Origin of the sequence: Alteribacter keqinensis (assembly GCF_003710255.1) — a bacterium.
Taxonomy (GTDB): domain Bacteria; phylum Bacillota; class Bacilli; order Bacillales; family Salisediminibacteriaceae; genus Alteribacter; species Alteribacter keqinensis.
In genome coordinates this window covers 41351-58303 of sequence record NZ_RHIB01000003.1, presented here as the reverse complement: position 1 = coordinate 58303, position 16953 = coordinate 41351, and the positions used below count along the sequence as shown (strand labels likewise).

Sequence of the window (16953 nt, the reverse complement as noted above, 5' to 3'; positions counted from 1 at the left end):
TGCCACCCTCCGCATCTCATAAAAAGAGAAGCCGATCGCATCCGACCGGCTTCCTAAAATAAACTATTCTCCTACTCAAACAAAACCGTCTGTACCTGATTCTTTTTCACTTTCGCAGACAGCCTGTTACGGTCCACCTTCAACGGGCTGACGGCTTGTTCATTAAGCTTGCCTTCATGCGCTGCCGAGACGTCTCCCTTCACCTCAAATGCTGCCTCGGTTTCTTGTTCTCCCGGGTTGAAAAACCGCAGGACAAACCGGTCTTCTTTTTCTGCTTTTTTCAGAGTGCTCAGTACAGCGGCAGGCGTCACTTCCTCCAGAAAACTGTAGCTGAGAGGTGTGACGATATTCTCCTGATTGAGCTTCATGGCATCGTGAGGGATTTTATTGTAGCATTCAACCGGTGTTGTATAGTCTTTTGCCATTCTTCCCACATTCGCATCGGGTTCATGGAAAGCGAGAGCGAATTCCAAAGTGAGCTTCCCGAGCATTTGTGAATCAGGGGTCGGCATTTTGATCCCCGATGGGCGGCCCGGTCTTCTGAGCAGCTCTTCTTTCCCAAGAACACCAACGCTTCTGAATAACGTTACGGCAATCGTGTCGTAACCGTCCCCGACGATCTCATATTCCCTTGTGCTGTTTGTCAGGACACTGACCCCGTAGTCATCACCCGACAGCCCCGCGAAACTGAGCATCGGGTAAATGGCATCAGGACGTTCACTCCATCCTTCCTCTTCCCAGACATCCATGGCTTCATCATAGACATCCCGTTTAATGAGGCCAAACTGGTTGTCAGAGACAGAAAATGATGAGGCGATCTCTGTTGGAATAAGTGCTCTTAACCGATGATCACAGGCATGGTTATCGAGATGAACCTTCACGTCAATGACAGGTTTGTGATTGGCGAGTGTGAGTTCAAAATGCACATCCACAGTGCTTGTCCGCTTTCCTTCTTTGCGGTCAGCCAGATGGGCCGGCACCTCCAGCTTATACGAAATGTCAATATTGGCTTCATAATTGTTCTGTTTTACGGAAACCTCTGCTTCCACTTCGTTACTGTAAATCAGCGTTTCACCAGGCAGTGGGGAATAATCATATTCATCCCCGTCGTCTCCCCCGTTTTCAAGGAGAAGAACCTGATCAAACGATTTGTCCAGCTCCTTGCTGTGGACATGTAAGGTACCGTTCTGATTAACAGCTATCTCGTAAAAGTCCGTTTCCACCTTATCAGCTGCCGCTTCTGTCTGAGCAAATTCCCGGTCATCCTCCACGACGAAGTACGTTTTATATCCCATAGCCGGAATCCGGTCTTTTACCTGAACCGTATACTGAATAAACGGTTCGTAATTTCCATAATGCACAATCTGGCGGTCAATTAAGCCAGGGTCGATCACTTCACTGTCCACGACTTCAAAGTCCACTTCATTTTCGTCCTTATCTACGAGCTTAAATGACGTCAGCTTCGATGTGACGGTCGTTGTGACCACCTCTTCCCGTTCATAAGGAAGGAGATTAAATGCGGTAAGGCGGTCCGCTTCCTTCTCTGTGTTCATGGCATCGACGATCTTTCGTTTATAAAACCTGATCAGTTCATCCACCTTCTCCTCGGCAAGAAAGAAACGGTTAAAAATCTCCTGATGCACTTTGTCTGAGCAGCAGCACCCGATGCTGTCATGAGCGTGATTTTTCATCATTTCCTTCCAAATCAGCTCAATCAATCCATGAGGATATTCAAAACCAAGGCGGTACGCAATCGAAGCAAGGGGCTCCAGGATGTTCGTGATCTTATTTTCAATCCGTGTATTGGCAGCCTTAATGTCCATTCTTGTTGAAAAAATACTTCTGTGGACACGCATGTACTTGCCATCCAGAAACTCTCCCTGAAGCGTCGGGAGCTCCTGCTTTTCCAGCTGCTCAAAGACATTCTCATACTTGCTTAAGAAGAATTCCCGGTCAGGATACAGCTGATGAAGTTTATCAATAACCGTAAAGATATTCTTCTGAATCGGCATCTGGTCATGACCATTCGGCAGAATAATATTCTCCGTGGTCGCTCCTCTGTCCAAAACCGTAAAGTATTTGTCGATCCGCTCCGTCAGCTTTTCCTCGTCTTCCGGAAGATACTTTCCAATGGCGTATCCGAGGGGGAACAGCTGGACAAGGACGCGGGAGCCATCGTCAGACTCCCAGTAAAATTCTGTTTTGTCCGTGCCGTGCCGTTCAGACGTGCCCCGCCAGAAAATCGAGTACGTAATGTCAAACCCGTTAAGAATCTGGGGCATCTGCGAGGACTGGCCGAAGGAATCCGGAAGGTAGCCGATTTTCATATGGCTGCCAAAAGCCTCACAGTCTTTAATGCCGTATAGAAGATTCCGCACAACCGACTCCCCGCCGACAACCATCTCATCGGTCTGGGTATACCACGGTCCGATGATGAGCCTGCCATCCTGAACAAGCTTTTTCACCCGCTCTTTGTTTTCCGGCTTTACAGCGAAGTAGTCTTCGAGAATGGACGTCTGTCCATCCAGTACGTAATAGGGATAGTCCGGGTTGGTTTCCAGCATATCCATGATTTCTTCCATATTGTTCACAAGGAGAATACGAGATTCCTCCGTTGAAAAATACCATTCACGATCCCAATGCATATGTGGTACGATATGAACCTTTTTCATAATGACCTCCAGTAACATTCAAGAAAATAATTGTTCTTATACAGCATCAGGCAAATTGTTCTTTCCATCCTTTGCAAGCTTGGATTTCCGCGTCACGATAAGCAGCATCATAGAGATCGCTGCACCGAGAAGAGCGGCTCCGAGCCAGATGGAGGCGGCCAGAATCAGTGTCTGTCCTTCTACGAGTGCAAGGGAGAAGATGCCGGCACCAGGTACGGCCAGGCCGATATTAAAGTACGCCACGATCGCTCCTGTTACGGCTGAACCGGCCACAAGGGACGGAATCACCCGGAGCGGATCATTCATCATAAACGGAATGGCGCCTTCCTTAATCCCTGCAAGTCCCAGGAGCCAGGTCTGCTTGCCAACTTCCCGCTCCTGTTTCGTAAAGTAATGCTTGGCAAGAAGCGTAGCCCCAGTTACGGCAAAGGCTGACACCATTTTTACGGAAGCAAAGGCGGCGTAAGGGACAAAATTCCCCATGGCCATCGCTCCGATACAGAACGTGTAGGCCGCCTTGTTTACCGGTCCCCCTAAATCAAAGGACACCATGGCACCCAGCACGATCCCGAGAAGAATGGCATTCGTTCCCGACAGTCCTTCCAGCCAGTTTACGAGCCCTTCGTTTAAGAAGGCGAGCGGCTGTCCGATTACAAACAGCATCACAGAACCGACAACGAGCGTCCCGATTACCGGATACACCCAGAAGCTGACAAAGCCGGCAAACGTCCCTTTCGGCTTTACTTTATGCTTCAGGTATCTGAGGAAGTAACCGGCGAGAATACCGCCGAGCATCCCGCCCAGAAAACCGCTTCCGATCAGGTTTGCGGCTACCCCTGCAGCAAACCCCGGGCCCAGTGCCGGCTTATCTGCAATCGAGTAGGCCATGTAGGCAGCAAGGATCGGTACCATGAGTGTGCCGAGAAGGGTGCCTCCAAGTTCTCTTAAATACCAGAGCCACGATCCTTCCTGTTCGTACAGATGCTGAAGGTTAAACGCCTCGGACACCAGGACGGCAAAGGCCAGTGTCATCCCTCCGGCAACGATAATCGGTATGATGTAGGAGATTCCCGTTAAAACAGAATCTTTGATCTCTGTCTTGAAAGACTTTTTATCCTCTTCCTCTTCGGAACCATCCTCATCCACATACTCTTTCTTCGGTTTCGTACCGGCTTTATCAATGGCTTCCTGTACAATACCCCGGGCATTTTTCAGGGGCTGGGCCACTGTTGTTTTCAATTTTGGAAGGTGGCGGTAGCGTTCTCCGTCCTTTACAGCCACGTCGACGGCAAAAATGACGGCATCCGCTTCTCTCAGTTGCTTTTTCGTATGGCGGTCTTCCACACCATTGGCTCCCTGCTTTTCAACAAACACGTTCACACCGAGTTCCTTCCCGGCTTTCACAAGGGCTTCCGCTGCCATATACGTGTGGGCAATGCCTGCAGGACAGGCGGTGACAGCTAAAATCGTCTGACCTTTCGCGACTGGCGCCTTTTCAGCCGGTTCTTCCTCCCCTGTCCGGTCAAGGTTGTCAAACATCTCCCCGCTTGACCCCGACTTTTGAAGACGGGCTTTATACGTTTCATCCGAGAGTCTGGTCACGAATTCCGCCAGCAGGTTCAGGTGCGTGGATCCCCCTTCATTTTCCGGAATCGCCAGGAGAATGACCAATTCAACCTGATTGGAAGGATCGATACTCTCCCAGTCGGATAACGGCTTCTCAATGGTAGCAACAGCAAAGGCGGCTTCCTTTACAGCCGTTGACTTTCCGTGGGGAATGGCCAGCCCCCCTTCAAATCCCGTAGGAGAAAGCCCCTCCCTCTCCAGCACAGCATCGTAAAACTCATCTTTGGAATGAAGCTTCCCCGCCCGGTCGAGCTTGTCTATCAAAAACCGAATAGCTTCCTCTTTTGATTGAAATGGCTGATTTGTAAAAAGCAGTTCAGGTGAAGTCAGATTTTGTAACCTCATGCGCGTTTACCCCCTCGTTGGTTGTGCCATCAGCTTGTTGAAACGAGAGTATCACAAAAAAAATAAGAAGAGCGTGTCTTCTTATTAATCCACCGGAACGTATTAAGATAGCGCTTACACGTGTATTTATACACACTTATTTTTCATACATTTCCCAGAAGGCTTCGGATAAAATACGGAGCACCGCCATCATCGGGGTTTTGTCTGTCACATTAAAACCGTTGATCCTCATTTCAGGGGAATAGCAGTACAGGTTCACATCGGTCAGCGTCTTAAGGGAATTGTGGGTAAAATGGGTCAGGGAGACCAGTTTCACACCTTTTTCCTTCCCGATCTCAGCCATATCCAGAACATCCTTTGTTTCCCCTGACATACTGAGAAAAAACGCCATATCCTGCTTTGTAAGCTGCTCCATGGCAAAAAGTGTTTCATGCCGGTGGATGGAAAACTCCGTCTGCTTGCTGACGATCTTCAGGTTTTTTACCATCAGCTCGCAGTAGGGCGCAGTATCCCCCACCCCGAAGAACAGCACCTTCCTCGCATTGACCATCATCTTCGCCACCTGGGAAACCTTGTCGTGATCAATCAGGGACAGGGTTTTATCGAGGTTAAAGGAAAAGCTGTCCTTCGGCGCAACCGCTTCCTCCTCGATTTCCTCCATAAGGCTGTTCTTGAGCTGGGAATACCCCGTATAGCCAAGCTTTTTGCACAGCCTGGTAATCGTGTTCGGGACCGTGTACAACCGGGACGCCAGCGCCTGGATGGAACAGTCTGTCACCTCTTCCTTGTTCGCCAGGATGTACTCAATAATCTGGTCATCCGTATCGTTGAGCTTGTATTCATATTTATGGGCACGTTCATGAAACAGCATGACATCACCTTTTTCCTATGTATCCTTTAAGGTATTACTTTGCTTTATCATACCAAAAGTTTTCACAAACAAAAAAAGAGGAATGCAATCATCCCTCTCGCTCAGACCCGATCAGCCCGTCCTTATCTTGTCTCTCAAGAATAATCCTGTTTATCTCTTCGATTTCCCATAGAAGTATGCTTTTCTGCATGTCGGTCACCCGACTGTATTCCCTGCGCAGCTTCTTAACTTCTCTTCTGAATAGATCAATCTCTTCTAAAGACAGCATCTCTCCTGCATCCTCTTATAATCTTGATATCTATTATTATAGGTAAATCAGAGAGCGCTTAATCAGAGAATGACACTAACGGACTTCTCATACCATTTATCTCTGTGTGAGGATAACAATGATTGATACTTAAAGGACATGGGACTGTTCTTGTCCTTTCCCGGTAAGCAGTCACTCCCAATGACACAACAGAATCTCACACTACTTTCTCATCCAACTCATTCAATAGTTTCTCAAACGCCAGATCTCCCGGTAATCCCTCCGGTTGACGGTTTTCGTTCACATAGTTCTCGAAGTGTTCACTGAACAAAGTCTTAGGTCGGAGATATGTGTCCATCCTCTCATCTCCTAACCACTCTTTTGTTTTCTGGTCAATCACAAACACAAAAGCATCCATCCGGTATCCTTCATCCCATCTCTCTTTGATGAGTTTTCTCGTTAACCGATTGGTTTCCCTGAAGGTTTTCATCGTCTTCTCGTTCAGATACTGGATGATGGCTCTGTAGGGAACCCTCTCTGACGTAGTCTTTTGTATAGTCTTTGAAGTAATCTTTGGTATTGTAAGGGATCGTGGTTCCTTTGAACGAGGAGACGGTGTATGGGGAAGGGAATTTTCCCCTTCCGGCTTTTCCACGCTACTTTCCGGCTCAACATCCTGAAGAACCTGCTCCCCGCACTGCCAGAAAGCCTCTCTATAGTCTTTGAGATAGTAACCAAGAACCTCGAGATCTGCCTGGATTTTTACGAGACTGACCCGGTACTGCTTCGTATGGTCCCACCGGATCTTCTGATTGTTCCGCTCCTCGAGCCATCCGTGATGCACAAACTCCTTTAAGTACGCCCTCATGGCTTTCGGTGACACGTTAACCATGAACTCCTCCACGAGCTCTTCTGCTTTTTTAAAAATCCAGCCTGCCTCTCCCTCACACGCTTCACCCTCACTCCGGGCCCGCTCTTCGTTCATGTACGCCTTAAAATCACTCACCCGCTGCGACCAGTAAATCATCTGATCCAGGACCAGTGCCAGCTTAAAATCGCCCGTGAGCTTAAGCATCTCCTCTCGCAGTACCGTACAATTCCAATGCTTCATTCCCATCCTTTATCCCCTCCTACCTAATAAGTAACACCAGGAGGCGAAAAACGGGGGTCAGGGAACGAATTTTTTCGAACGGCATTGTCAGAGATTTTGATATACTTACGGGAAAAGACCAGGGAGGCGTTACCGTGGGGTATGGAGGAACGGTTGCATGCACGGATGTTGATTGCGTTTATCGTAAAAAGTATTTTCTTGGTCACGGAATGACGCCTGTTTATCCCCTTTCGTCCCTCATCATGGAACTGCACCCTACAGCACGCCCATCCGTAATGGAAGCCGTGAAAGACCGCCATGTATGTCACTATGAGCACAATCATTCCCTGTTTCACTGCACCAATTGTGATCATGTGTTTAAAAAAGTAACGGTCAAAATCGAGTTCTATGACGGTGGTTCATTTGAAACCCACAGACGCTGCAGCCGGTGCAAAAAAGACCGGACTAAAGAAATCGACGTGGGAGAACTCGAGAACCGAATCTGCCCCAAGTGTAAGGAAAGCCTCCTGAAAATGGATAGTTTCATTTTGTGGGATTAGAAGACCTCACAAAAAGCCGCCCAGGGCATTCCCGGCCGGCTTCTACTATGAAGCTTTCGAATCTTCCACTCTCTCTTTCCTTACATTGTGAATCCACGCCCGGTCCTGATCCATCATTTTTTTCGCCGCATAAATGGTCAAAAACTGAATTATGATGATCGGCAGTCCCATAAGGCCCGATACGACTTCAAGAGGGGCAAGGCCGCCGACTCTCATGAGAATAAGCGCAAGAACGGTAATAATTCCGGCTGTCGCAATCCGGAGAAACCTGGACGGCTCGTACTTACTCATATCCTTTGTGCTAGTATAAGCCGCAATGGTGTACGTTGTGGAATCAAGGGTTGTAGTCAAAAAGATCATGGCCACAATGGCGAATACAACGAGAGCCACTGTAGACCACGGCAGTGACGCGAGAATCTCCGGAATGAGGGCCATGTCATCCTGATTCTGCACAATATCAAACACCGGAACCGCGTCCGTCAGATGCCTGTGCACGCCAAGCCCGCCAAGAACCCCGGTCGCCACCCAGCTGAGCAGCGTCGGAGCGAGCAGGTAAGTTAAAATCATTTCCTTAATCGTTCTTCCTTGGGAGATCTTCGCTGCAAAAATACTGTGAAGCATCGCCCAGGTTGCGCTGTAGGCAAACCAGAACACGGTGTTACTCTGGACGTGGGACGCCCCTTCCAGCTCAAGTGACTCGGTATAAAAGGAGATGTTCACGTAGTTTGTAATCAGGCTGCTGACACTTTCGGTAAAATAATTAAGAATAAAGACACCCGGTCCTGCAATCATGATAAACAACGCGAACCCTCCGGCCAGATACATATTAAACGTACTGAGCCGCTTGATCCCTTTTTCGATTCCTACATACGCGCTTAAGGAAAATAATATCACCCAGACGATCGTAACAATCATCGTCAGTCCAAACGTGACCTCAATCGCAAACAGCTTGGACAGATTATAAGTAATAATCGGTGTACCAAGGCCAAGTGTGACCGCGGCGCCGGATAAAATACTCACAAGAAAAATGATGTCCAGAAACTTCCCGCCGGCGCCCTCTGTAAACCGGTCACCGAAAATACAGCGGCACGCTTCCGAAATTCTCATCAATGGCCGCTTGCGGACATGAAGGATATATCCCATGGCAGGCGCTGCCATCACAAAGATCGCGAACACCTGAAAGCTCCACATAAACATGCTGTAGGCATTCCCCATCAGAAGCGCTTCAGAAGACTGAGGTTCAAGTCCGAATGGCGGATCGTTCGCCACCGCCGTCCACTCCACCATCCCGGTTCGCATGATCGTCGACCCGACGCCCATGGCGATCAGGATCGATGCATATTCAAACAAGGTAAAGCGGGGCTTCTCGTTCGGGTCGCCCAACACAACCTTTCCGTATTTTGAAAAAGACAGATACAAACCTGCCCCCAGAAGCAATATCGCGTACCATATGTATCCCCAGCTGAATACCTCCACAATCGTGTCGAAGGTCTGATTCAATGCCGCCGTTGCCTGCTCCTCATAAATGGAAAACGGAATACTGATTCCGATAATGACAAGCAGTGACGGGACAAAAATCCGATAATCTATCAGCCGGCCCTTATCGGGACCTTCACTATCTCTTCTCAAAACAAAAAAACCTCCCAGTCTGCAAAATCGTCCCTCCTTCCTACTCGTTTCCATTTGCAGAAGGTGTAAAACGTCGGATTTCCACCTCGATGCAGCCCCTTCATAAGAAAGCCGGACACAAAGAATGAAACGGGCTTGCTCCAGAGGTGCAAACAAGCCAATCACTAGCAAAAAATACATGTGATTTGTAATGGATTTACCGTGCGATTTAATTTATGAATCATAGGGATTTGGATATTTATGTTAAAATAAAGAAAGGAAGATTCTTCATTATTAGAGTTGTACATATAAAAAGCCAAGGAAAAGGAGAAGTTCGATGATTACACTAAATCCAATTGGCGTTGCTTATAATGAAAGACACGAAACCGAAGACGATTACTGGGGGGAAGTTGTGACCAAGATCATTTTGGATCGCTCTCTTCCAGAAGAGGCTCTAAGTGAGATTGAGTCTTTTTCCCATTTAGAGATCATCTTTTATTTCCATTTGGTAGAAAAAAACAAAATAGTTACAGGTGCAAGACATCCAAGAAATGATAAAAAGCTCCCTAAAGTTGGTATCTTCAGTCAACGTGGAAAAAACAGACCTAATCAATTAGGCCTTACAACAGTAAAGATATTCAAACGAGAAGGAAGAGAATTAATTGTGGCAGGCCTTGACTGCATTAACGAAACACCAATCTTAGACATAAAACCAGTGATGAAAGAATTTCTTCCAAAAGAGTCCATTGTTCAACCTCAATGGACAAGTACCATTATGAAAAATTACTGGGGTTAAAACGTATTATTCTTTCCTATCACTATTAATTAACGGTAAAGCGGCAGTTGAATAAGAAACCAGAAAATGAAAGCATGGACCAATCTCCCTGCCAGAGTACCTCAAAATTAGCTGAAAGAAATGAAGTTATTATGCCAAAGGCAGGAAAAACTCTACAAGTATAAATTATGGATAAAAAAAGTCTGACAGGAGAAGTTCTCCTGTCAGACTTTTACCTCTTCTACTCGTTCCCGAGAGTGATCCCATAGGCTTCTGCAATCGCCTTGGGTACGTCTGTGTTATCGACCATGCCTGTGAGAAGCTCTGATCCCGCTCCATAGGCAAAGATCGGTACTTCAATGCCTGTGTGCCCTGTGGTTGACCATCCGACACCCGCATAGTCACTGACGATCTGGTTTATGGTGATACGCGGAGTACGTGCTTCCCTGACCCTCTCCACCTCGCTGTCCGTAAGCTTGATAGACGTATACGCCTCTACCACTTCCCGCACGTTGGAGCGATCAGCATTCAGCTGACCGGCCATGTAGGCACCAGTGGCTGTGACATCACGAAGAAGGCCGACATCAGTCCCCTTGCTGTTGTATCCCCCAAGTGTCATGCCTCCGGTGTCGTGATCCCCTGCCACGATGACGAGAGTATTTTCATCCTCCTTGGCAAAGTCAATTGCTGCGCTAACAGCATCTTCAAATGCTTCGGTGTCACTCATTGCCCAGGCAGCATCGTTATCATGGCCGGCCCAGTCAATCTGGCTTCCTTCCACCATCAGGAAAAATCCATCCTCTTCCTGGCTCAGGAGGTCAATGGCTGTACTCGTCATCTCGCCAAGGCTCGGCTCTTCCGTTTCCCCGCGGTGCAGCTCCGGTGCCATGGCATTGTCCGCAAAAAGACCAAGCACTCTGCCTTCCTCCAGCTCAAGAAGGCCGTGGCGGTCCTGTACAACCTGGTACCCTTCCAGCAGAGCTTCTTCAATCAGATTGCGCTCAGGCTGTCTGCCGCCCTCTGTTTCAGGAAGAAAGAAATCCATACCTCCTCCAAAAAGCACATCCACTGTTCCTTCTTCAATATACTGACGTGCAATTTCCTCCTGATTGTTTCTTGAGCTGACGTGGGAAGCGAATGCTGCAGGAGTGGCATGGGTAATCGTGGACGTGGCCACAAGACCTGTTGACTTTCCTTCTTTATGTGCCGCCTCCAGAATCGTTTCAAGCTCATTTCCATCCGGATCGAGACCCAGCATACCGTTGTTCGTTTTGATGCCCGTGGACATAGCCGTTCCCGCTGCAGCTGAATCGGTAATTGGATTGTCGTTGGAGTGCGTCATCATCATCCCTGTTAGGAAGCTGTCCCATACAGGCACATCGTCTTCCTTGTAATGACGGTAATTCACGTTGTATCCTGCAGAGAAACCATCCGGAATCATATAAATCACATTATCCACCTGCTCCTTGCCCGGCTTCGGACCTGCATGCGGCGGCGGCCCCGGCTGATCCGGCTTCCCACCATGCCCCGGCGGAGAAGCTTCTGCCCACACATTTCCCAAACCTAAACCACTGACAACAACTGCTGCACTCAAAACCCCAAGAACCGTCTTTTTAAACATTTTCCTGCCTCCCGATAACTATGTATTTTGCAGGGGAAGGGCTCGCCCTCCACCTGTCATCTGCAGTTTAACAGGGCAATATATTGGCTTCGTGACAGTAGCTTTGAGAGAATGTAAACGACATGCCCGTATGGTTCCCCGGTCCCCCTGTTCGACAAAAAGGTACATAAGCTGTTCCTGACTTCCTTACCTTCCACCCGGTACATTTTGCATAAAAAGGTAATAACTCTTCTTACAGGCCGGTTTTTTTATAGGATTGACCCATTTTTTCGTGAGTCTTAGGGGACGTATTGTAAAAGAATTGCAGTGGATGTTAAAGAACAGTCATTTCCTTTACATAAACAAAGGAATACAGGAAGGTGTTGACCCACAAAAAAAAGCCTCTCATAAGGCATATGAAACCTCACTCATAGATAGACGGATAGCAGCCAAGAACGACGAGGTACTCATGGATGTTCACTATTGTCCCCCCGATATAGTAAGGAAGGCCGCAATTGGCAAAAGAAACATATTCCCCACGCTCAAAGACAATAATGTCTGCTTTTTCATCCAATCTTCTCAGCCTGGCTGCTGCTGTAGCCCCACCCGCTACACCTCCAACAATAAGTATCTTTCTTGACATCCTGAATCTCCCCTTTCTCCACACCGAACATACCCTATTGGGTATGTTTTTGTTGTACGTGAATAAAAAAGGAAATGACCGAAAAAAGATGAACATTTTGTGTCCGGGATAAGGGAAGAATCGATCGTTTCTTGGGTAATATTCTTTTATTCGACAGCGGAAAGCGTGGGGACTCTCATGCTTCCTTCTAGTTTATTGAAGTAAGTCACCCTTAAAGAAAGCAATAGAACCGTCCCCTTGCTTCCCTTTTTTTATCTTTACATAAGAATATATCGTAATGTAAGATATAAAAAGAGAGGAGGTTTTCTTTTGTGACTCTAAAAAACACAGTTAGTAATATAAATCAAAATTGGACAGATATTTATCATTTCTTACATTACATTCATCAAGACAATATTTCGCACCAAGCTGTACGATTGTTGCAACACATAGAAAAGAAGCAAGAAACGACGATAGGTGATTTAGCTGCATTCTTAGGTGTGACTCATAATACTGCTTCAGAACACATCAAAAGACTAATAAAAAAGGGCTTTGTATCCAAACAAAGAAGCATTGAAGATGAAAGGAAAGTATTTGTGATTTTGACTGAAGAAGGTAGTGAAGTATTGTATAGACATACACGATTAGATAATGAAAAACTAAAAAATGTATTAGAAAATCTTGATGAATCTGAAATTGAAATGATAGAAAAGGCATTTGCTCTCCTTAGTGAGGAGGCAAGGAAATGTTTTTAATTGCAAAAATTCTGGTCTCAGCAGTCATTATTGGCCTGGTAACAGAATTGGCAAGAGTTTTTCCAAAGTACGGGGGGATCATTGCCGCTTTACCCTTAGTGAGTTTACTGAGTTTGTTATGGCTTTCTATTCAAGGAGAACAAACAACCAATCTGAGTAAATTTGCTTTGGGTGTCCTATGGGGGTTTCCTGCTACTGCTGTGCTATTAATCATCGTTGTCATTTCATTAAAAGCATCCTTATCATTATTTATATCGATAGGTTTGGGAGTGGGTGGTTGGATAATTTTCTTGACCGTGCAAGATTTCCTTGTAAAGAAGGTAACCCCTTACTTCTAATTTGACTAATACAAATGGAGCTTGAACGAAAGATTAAAAAAGGGAGGGAATTTGGTGAATAAATATAAAGTTGAAATTAGTAAGCACCAATTAGATTCTATAACTTTTGTAAAATCCTTGGAAGAATTGAGTGAAAAAGAATGGAGAACGGAGATTGAAGAGGGTAAATGGACGATTGCAGAAATAATTGGTCATTTTAAACCTTGGGATGAATTTATTATACACAAGCGCTTACCATATCTATTTTCAAAAGATGAACTTCCAAAAGGTCCGGACAGCAAAAAAATGAATTTAGATTCAGCAGCTATTAGTAGACGTGAAAATCAACTAACAACGATAGAGAACTTTATTTCTACTCGAAATGAACTTTATAAAAAAATCAATGAAATCCCTGATGAATATTGGGTGAAAAACTTTACCATCGGAGAAACAACTCTTTCTTTGTATGAATATCTTAAAGGATTAGCGCAACACGATTGTCACCATTTCAGGCAAATTAAAAATACCCACCTCTTCTTAAAGGAACGGGAGCGGTAGTTGAAGAATCTGACACTCATAAAGAGTACCCAAATGTACTTAAACTATTGGGTAAGCGTTAGTCCAACAAGCAAGTAGAAAGGGCAGGGAGACCAAACTCCATGCCCTTGTTTAATGTTTCGATTTTGCACCTTTGAAGTAAACTACAAAGAATGGGACCTGTTTTAAAAGAACTACGTATCCGGCAACGTTCCTGCAGTGCCAGGCACCGAATGCAGCTGGATCTTTTCACTCGTCAGAATCGCATTTATCCCTTTCCTTCCTTTTTCAATCACCTGCTCTTGCCACTCTTTTTTGCGAGGGTAAAAAAGTCTGGCGAAATCTCTTTGAATTTCTTCTCTGTCTTCTTTTTTAGCCGCACCTTTAAAATAAAGCTGATTTTCATTGATCATCGTCCGGGTGCAAAAGATGAGATCATCCAGCGATTCTCCGATCGTGCCAAACTCAAATAAACATACAAGGGCCTTTTTATCAGGGTATTCTACCTGCACAGCTTTCTGAAGAAAGAGGTTTGAATCACCGTCCACCTCAGGCGCTTTCATGACATGGTCATAGGAGAGTTCTTCCCGGAGTGTGTTTTCACTCCGGCTGTCCGCTTCCGTAAAGATTAATGACAACTCATCCTTGGGCCCGCCCCCGGAATGGATATCCATATGCACGGGATGGTCGTAGCCTTTGACCCAGTTTAAGTATCTGTTTTTCAACTTTTCCGCCGGTTCGTCGTAATCATTTCCCCCATAAAAAATGCCGGTCTCAAATCTATACTGGCCTGAAGGGGTGTCTTTTAACTTTGCCAGTTCTTCAGTGGTGTAGGATTCCTTTAAACGAAAGGACAATTTCTCCTTTTGTGTATGTAAGTCCCCGACCGGTTCAGAAGGAACAAATGCGTCCTTTTGCCGGGCGAACTCCTCATTCACAGTCCCAGTTACCTTATCCCAGTCTTTAATATAATTCCGGTTTAAGTCTACGTTGTTTTCTGTCACCCTCCTGAAATGCCTCATCCCCCAAGGGTTAACGGCGTGAACGAGCCGCATTCCTGTGGTTTCAGGGTTAATGACCGGCAAATACTCTTCAATAAAGAGCTGCAACACAGCGCTGCCCGTAAACCCTTCAACCCCGTGTTCCCCGGTTGTGATAATAAGTAAATCCCTTTTTTCCTCCAATGCATCAGCCGCGAGAATATCGGTCGTATTATCCTCTTCCTCACTCCCGATATGATAGGTCTCAAGCCTGGCATTCGGCCAGTATTTCTCAATTTCTTTCAACTGATCCCGAAACCCCGCCCGTGACTCTTCATACGTATTGCTGAAAAAACGGTCACTTGCCATAAAAAAACCTCCCTGGTTCAATCCATGTAAGGGAGCTATTTCACGTTCTTTGCCCCAGTAAACATTAAGGACACAGTTGAGGCAAGCATATGAAAAAGAGTAGAAATGTCTTGTTCAACGGCTGGTGTCCATACTCTGTTGAACAAAGACCCTTATTAACTTTATAAGGATAAACACCTCTCTTAAAACGTTGACTTGATTTTGACACTACCTCTCCCCTGTCCGGGGAGCGACGAAGGTATTTCTATTGTCACTTATGGAAAGATAAATAATCATTCTTTAATTATTATTTTCTCCGTTGCTTCCACTGCTGAATGCTTTCATAAAGTAAGCTGCTGGCAGGAGCAGACCAAGGGCTGCCTGTATCAAAGAGAATAATCTGGTACTCCCAACAGGGACAAAATCCCCGTAGCCTACTGAGAGGATCGTGACTCCGCTAAAGTACAGCATGTTCAAAAACGTATGCTCTGCCGCTTCTCCGGTCGGATCATTCACTCTTAAGACGACTTCATTGAAGGACAAAATATAATAAAGCACTGCGAAGCCGAAGGTCACGCCAAGCAGCACAAAAAATAATTTATAAAACATTGCAGGATCAAAGTAGCTTTTTTTATAAGATTTACTGGTAAAAAAATAATAGAGATTAGCCAAGATAAAAAGGATTGTCATTCCGATTAAAATTATGGATACCATGCAGCGGAACATCCTCCTCTCTGTTCTCTCTACCCTCTTTCCTTTACCTGGAGAAGGAAAACATGTTTCCCTCTGGTTCCGCTATAGAAAAAAGCGACTTTTATATGTAATTTCAACAAAGATGGAATTACAGTACCGGTGCAGGTTTACAGCGTGAAAGCGTTTTTATAACATGTTATGAATAAGCAGGGGCTGAGTCTATTTTACTCGCAATAAAAAAAGAGGATAAGATGTGAAAAAACATACTTTTAGTTTTTTAAGTTTACTTCTCGTTATGTTATTGTCCATACCGAATCTGTCAAACGCCGAAAGTGACACGGATTTTTTGCTGGAACAAGGGGCACCGCCGCTTGGTGCGAATGATCCGGCATGCGAGCTTACCGAAGACAAGCCGAAACCGGTTATCCTTGTACCGGGCACGTTTGAACGGAGTGCACAAAACTGGCTGAAGCTTTCCCCGGTGCTTGCAAATGAAGGGCACTGTGTATATGCATTGAACTACGGCTTCACACATGCAGGAGCGTCTACTGGACCAATCGAGGATTCTGCCGAGGAATTAAGTAGTTTTATAGATAATGTACTGGAGCTTACCGGCGCTGAACAGGTGGATATTGTCGGACACAGCCAGGGAGGGATGATGCCCCGATACTATATTAAAAATCTTGGAGGAGCGGAGTATGTGGACAACCTTATCGCTTTTGTTCCCTCCAATCATGGAACCGATGGTCTTGTAGGTTTTAAACGATTGACTTCAGATGTCTCTGATGTCGCATCGTCTACTGCCTGCCAGCAGCAATTAACCGGTTCAGAGTTTCTTGAAAACTTGAACAGGGTAATGAAACCCCTGGCAATGTCTCTTACACGGTGATAACGACAACAACCGATCAGGTCGTTGTCCCTTATGATTCTGCATTCCTGGAGGGTCCTGCCACCCAGGTATCCAACATTACAATACAAGACTACTATCCTTTAAGCCCGGTAGGTCATCAAGAGATCGTATATGACCCGTTGTCCTACAAGTTTGTGTTTGATGCCCTTGATCATGATGGACCGGCCGATCCGGATCGGGCGGTAAGCAACTTCTAATAAAGTAATAGTTTTCATTCCCGCCAAATAAACATAGAAGCTAAACATAGTGACGGTTCTTTTAATTAATCGAGAGAACCATACCAACACAAAACCCCCTCTTTAATCTCTGCAAAAGAGACCATTGAGGGGGTTTTACCTATTCTACAGCTTGGTACCGGAGCCCTTTCATTTTGCAGTCCAGACTGAATGAGGTTTAG

16 protein-coding genes and 1 pseudogene are annotated in these 16953 nt (G+C 45.9%); 7 read left to right on the top strand and 10 right to left on the bottom strand.

The window, feature by feature from the left end:
* Positions 1-71: 71 nt before the first annotated feature.
* The 5 genes from mngB to EBO34_RS15525 all read right to left on the bottom strand — a co-directional run bounded on the left by mngB (position 72) and on the right by EBO34_RS15525 (position 6878).
* On the bottom strand, positions 72-2672 hold the full coding sequence (gene mngB, locus EBO34_RS15545) for a mannosylglycerate hydrolase (protein ID WP_122900265.1): 2601 nt from the start codon (positions 2670-2672) through the stop codon (positions 72-74).
* Positions 2673-2708: 36 nt separating this feature from the next.
* A complete protein-coding gene (gene mngA, locus EBO34_RS15540; RefSeq protein ID WP_122900263.1) occupies positions 2709-4643 on the bottom strand; it encodes a PTS 2-O-a-mannosyl-D-glycerate transporter subunit IIABC in 1935 nt (644 codons plus the stop codon).
* Positions 4644-4779: 136 nt separating this feature from the next.
* Positions 4780-5514, bottom strand: a complete 735-nt coding sequence (locus EBO34_RS15535; protein ID WP_122900261.1) for a MurR/RpiR family transcriptional regulator — start codon at positions 5512-5514, stop codon at positions 4780-4782.
* Between the two features lie 88 nt (positions 5515-5602).
* A complete protein-coding gene (locus EBO34_RS15530; protein ID WP_122900259.1) occupies positions 5603-5782 on the bottom strand; it encodes a hypothetical protein in 180 nt (59 codons plus the stop codon).
* A gap of 196 nt (positions 5783-5978) precedes the next feature.
* Complete coding sequence (locus EBO34_RS15525) at positions 5979-6878, bottom strand: conserved phage C-terminal domain-containing protein (protein WP_122900257.1); 900 nt, start codon at positions 6876-6878, stop codon at positions 5979-5981.
* Positions 6879-7006: 128 nt separating this feature from the next.
* On the opposite strand from EBO34_RS15525, the gene EBO34_RS15520 reads away from it, so the two are divergent.
* Positions 7007-7411 carry a hypothetical protein gene (locus tag EBO34_RS15520; protein ID WP_122900255.1) on the top strand — a complete coding sequence of 135 codons (405 nt, stop codon included), beginning with the start codon at positions 7007-7009 and terminating at the stop codon, positions 7409-7411.
* A 45-nt stretch (positions 7412-7456) separates the two neighbouring features.
* Here the strand turns inward: EBO34_RS15520 and EBO34_RS15515 are convergent, their stop codons facing one another.
* Positions 7457-9040 (bottom strand): BCCT family transporter, encoded by a 1584-nt coding sequence (locus tag EBO34_RS15515; RefSeq protein ID WP_249414126.1) that lies wholly within the window; start codon positions 9038-9040, stop codon positions 7457-7459.
* A 316-nt stretch (positions 9041-9356) separates the two neighbouring features.
* On the opposite strand from EBO34_RS15515, the gene EBO34_RS15510 reads away from it, so the two are divergent.
* On the top strand, positions 9357-9815 hold the full coding sequence (locus EBO34_RS15510) for an SAM-dependent methyltransferase (protein ID WP_122900253.1): 459 nt from the start codon (positions 9357-9359) through the stop codon (positions 9813-9815).
* A 220-nt stretch (positions 9816-10035) separates the two neighbouring features.
* Here the strand turns inward: EBO34_RS15510 and EBO34_RS15505 are convergent, their stop codons facing one another.
* A complete protein-coding gene (locus tag EBO34_RS15505; protein ID WP_122900251.1) occupies positions 10036-11415 on the bottom strand; it encodes an alkaline phosphatase in 1380 nt (459 codons plus the stop codon).
* 436 nt (positions 11416-11851) lie between these two features.
* Positions 11852-12037 (bottom strand): annotated as a pseudogene (locus tag EBO34_RS15500) (CoA-disulfide reductase); the annotation flags it as partial.
* A 311-nt stretch (positions 12038-12348) separates the two neighbouring features.
* Here EBO34_RS15500 and EBO34_RS15495 point away from each other — a divergent pair.
* From EBO34_RS15495 to EBO34_RS15485, 3 genes are read left to right on the top strand one after another with little or no spacing between them, the layout of a single operon-like run.
* Positions 12349-12771, top strand: a complete 423-nt coding sequence (locus tag EBO34_RS15495) for a MarR family winged helix-turn-helix transcriptional regulator (RefSeq protein ID WP_122900247.1) — start codon at positions 12349-12351, stop codon at positions 12769-12771.
* Complete coding sequence (locus tag EBO34_RS15490; protein ID WP_122900245.1) at positions 12762-13109, top strand: DUF3147 family protein; 348 nt, start codon at positions 12762-12764, stop codon at positions 13107-13109. Before EBO34_RS15495 ends, EBO34_RS15490 begins: the two co-directional genes overlap by 10 nt.
* Positions 13110-13163: 54 nt before the next feature.
* On the top strand, positions 13164-13646 hold the full coding sequence (locus tag EBO34_RS15485) for a DinB family protein (protein ID WP_183163905.1): 483 nt from the start codon (positions 13164-13166) through the stop codon (positions 13644-13646).
* Positions 13647-13819: 173 nt separating this feature from the next.
* On the opposite strand, the gene EBO34_RS15480 is transcribed toward EBO34_RS15485, so the two are convergent.
* Both EBO34_RS15480 and EBO34_RS15475 read right to left on the bottom strand, forming a co-directional pair.
* Entirely contained in the window at positions 13820-14974 is a 1155-nt protein-coding gene (locus EBO34_RS15480; RefSeq protein WP_122900241.1) for a M14 family metallopeptidase, read from the bottom strand.
* A gap of 279 nt (positions 14975-15253) precedes the next feature.
* Positions 15254-15667, bottom strand: a complete 414-nt coding sequence (locus EBO34_RS15475; protein WP_122900239.1) for an ion channel — start codon at positions 15665-15667, stop codon at positions 15254-15256.
* Between the two features lie 232 nt (positions 15668-15899).
* On the opposite strand from EBO34_RS15475, the gene EBO34_RS15470 reads away from it, so the two are divergent.
* Positions 15900-16535 carry an esterase/lipase family protein gene (locus tag EBO34_RS15470; protein ID WP_122900237.1) on the top strand — a complete coding sequence of 212 codons (636 nt, stop codon included), beginning with the start codon at positions 15900-15902 and terminating at the stop codon, positions 16533-16535.
* Positions 16532-16753, top strand: a complete 222-nt coding sequence (locus EBO34_RS15465) for a hypothetical protein (protein ID WP_122900235.1) — start codon at positions 16532-16534, stop codon at positions 16751-16753. The genes EBO34_RS15470 and EBO34_RS15465 overlap by 4 nt, the downstream gene beginning before the upstream one ends.
* The last annotated feature ends 200 nt before the right edge of the window (positions 16754-16953 follow it).

Excerpts from the sequence above, each read along its gene's own strand:
- mngB (WP_122900265.1), bottom strand. The coding sequence starts at position 2,672 with ATGAAAAAGGTTCATATCGTACCACATATGCATTGGGATCGTGAATGG.
- mngA (WP_122900263.1), bottom strand. The coding sequence starts at position 4,643 with ATGAGGTTACAAAATCTGACTTCACCTGAACTGCTTTTTACAAATCAG.
- EBO34_RS15535 (WP_122900261.1), bottom strand. The coding sequence starts at position 5,514 with ATGCTGTTTCATGAACGTGCCCATAAATATGAATACAAGCTCAACGAT.
- EBO34_RS15530 (WP_122900259.1), bottom strand. The coding sequence starts at position 5,782 with ATGCTGTCTTTAGAAGAGATTGATCTATTCAGAAGAGAAGTTAAGAAG.
- EBO34_RS15525 (WP_122900257.1), bottom strand. The coding sequence starts at position 6,878 with ATGGGAATGAAGCATTGGAATTGTACGGTACTGCGAGAGGAGATGCTT.
- EBO34_RS15510 (WP_122900253.1), top strand. The coding sequence starts at position 9,357 with ATGATTACACTAAATCCAATTGGCGTTGCTTATAATGAAAGACACGAA.
- EBO34_RS15505 (WP_122900251.1), bottom strand. The coding sequence starts at position 11,415 with ATGTTTAAAAAGACGGTTCTTGGGGTTTTGAGTGCAGCAGTTGTTGTC.
- EBO34_RS15490 (WP_122900245.1), top strand. The coding sequence starts at position 12,762 with ATGTTTTTAATTGCAAAAATTCTGGTCTCAGCAGTCATTATTGGCCTG.
- EBO34_RS15480 (WP_122900241.1), bottom strand. The coding sequence starts at position 14,974 with ATGGCAAGTGACCGTTTTTTCAGCAATACGTATGAAGAGTCACGGGCG.
- EBO34_RS15475 (WP_122900239.1), bottom strand. The coding sequence starts at position 15,667 with ATGGTATCCATAATTTTAATCGGAATGACAATCCTTTTTATCTTGGCT.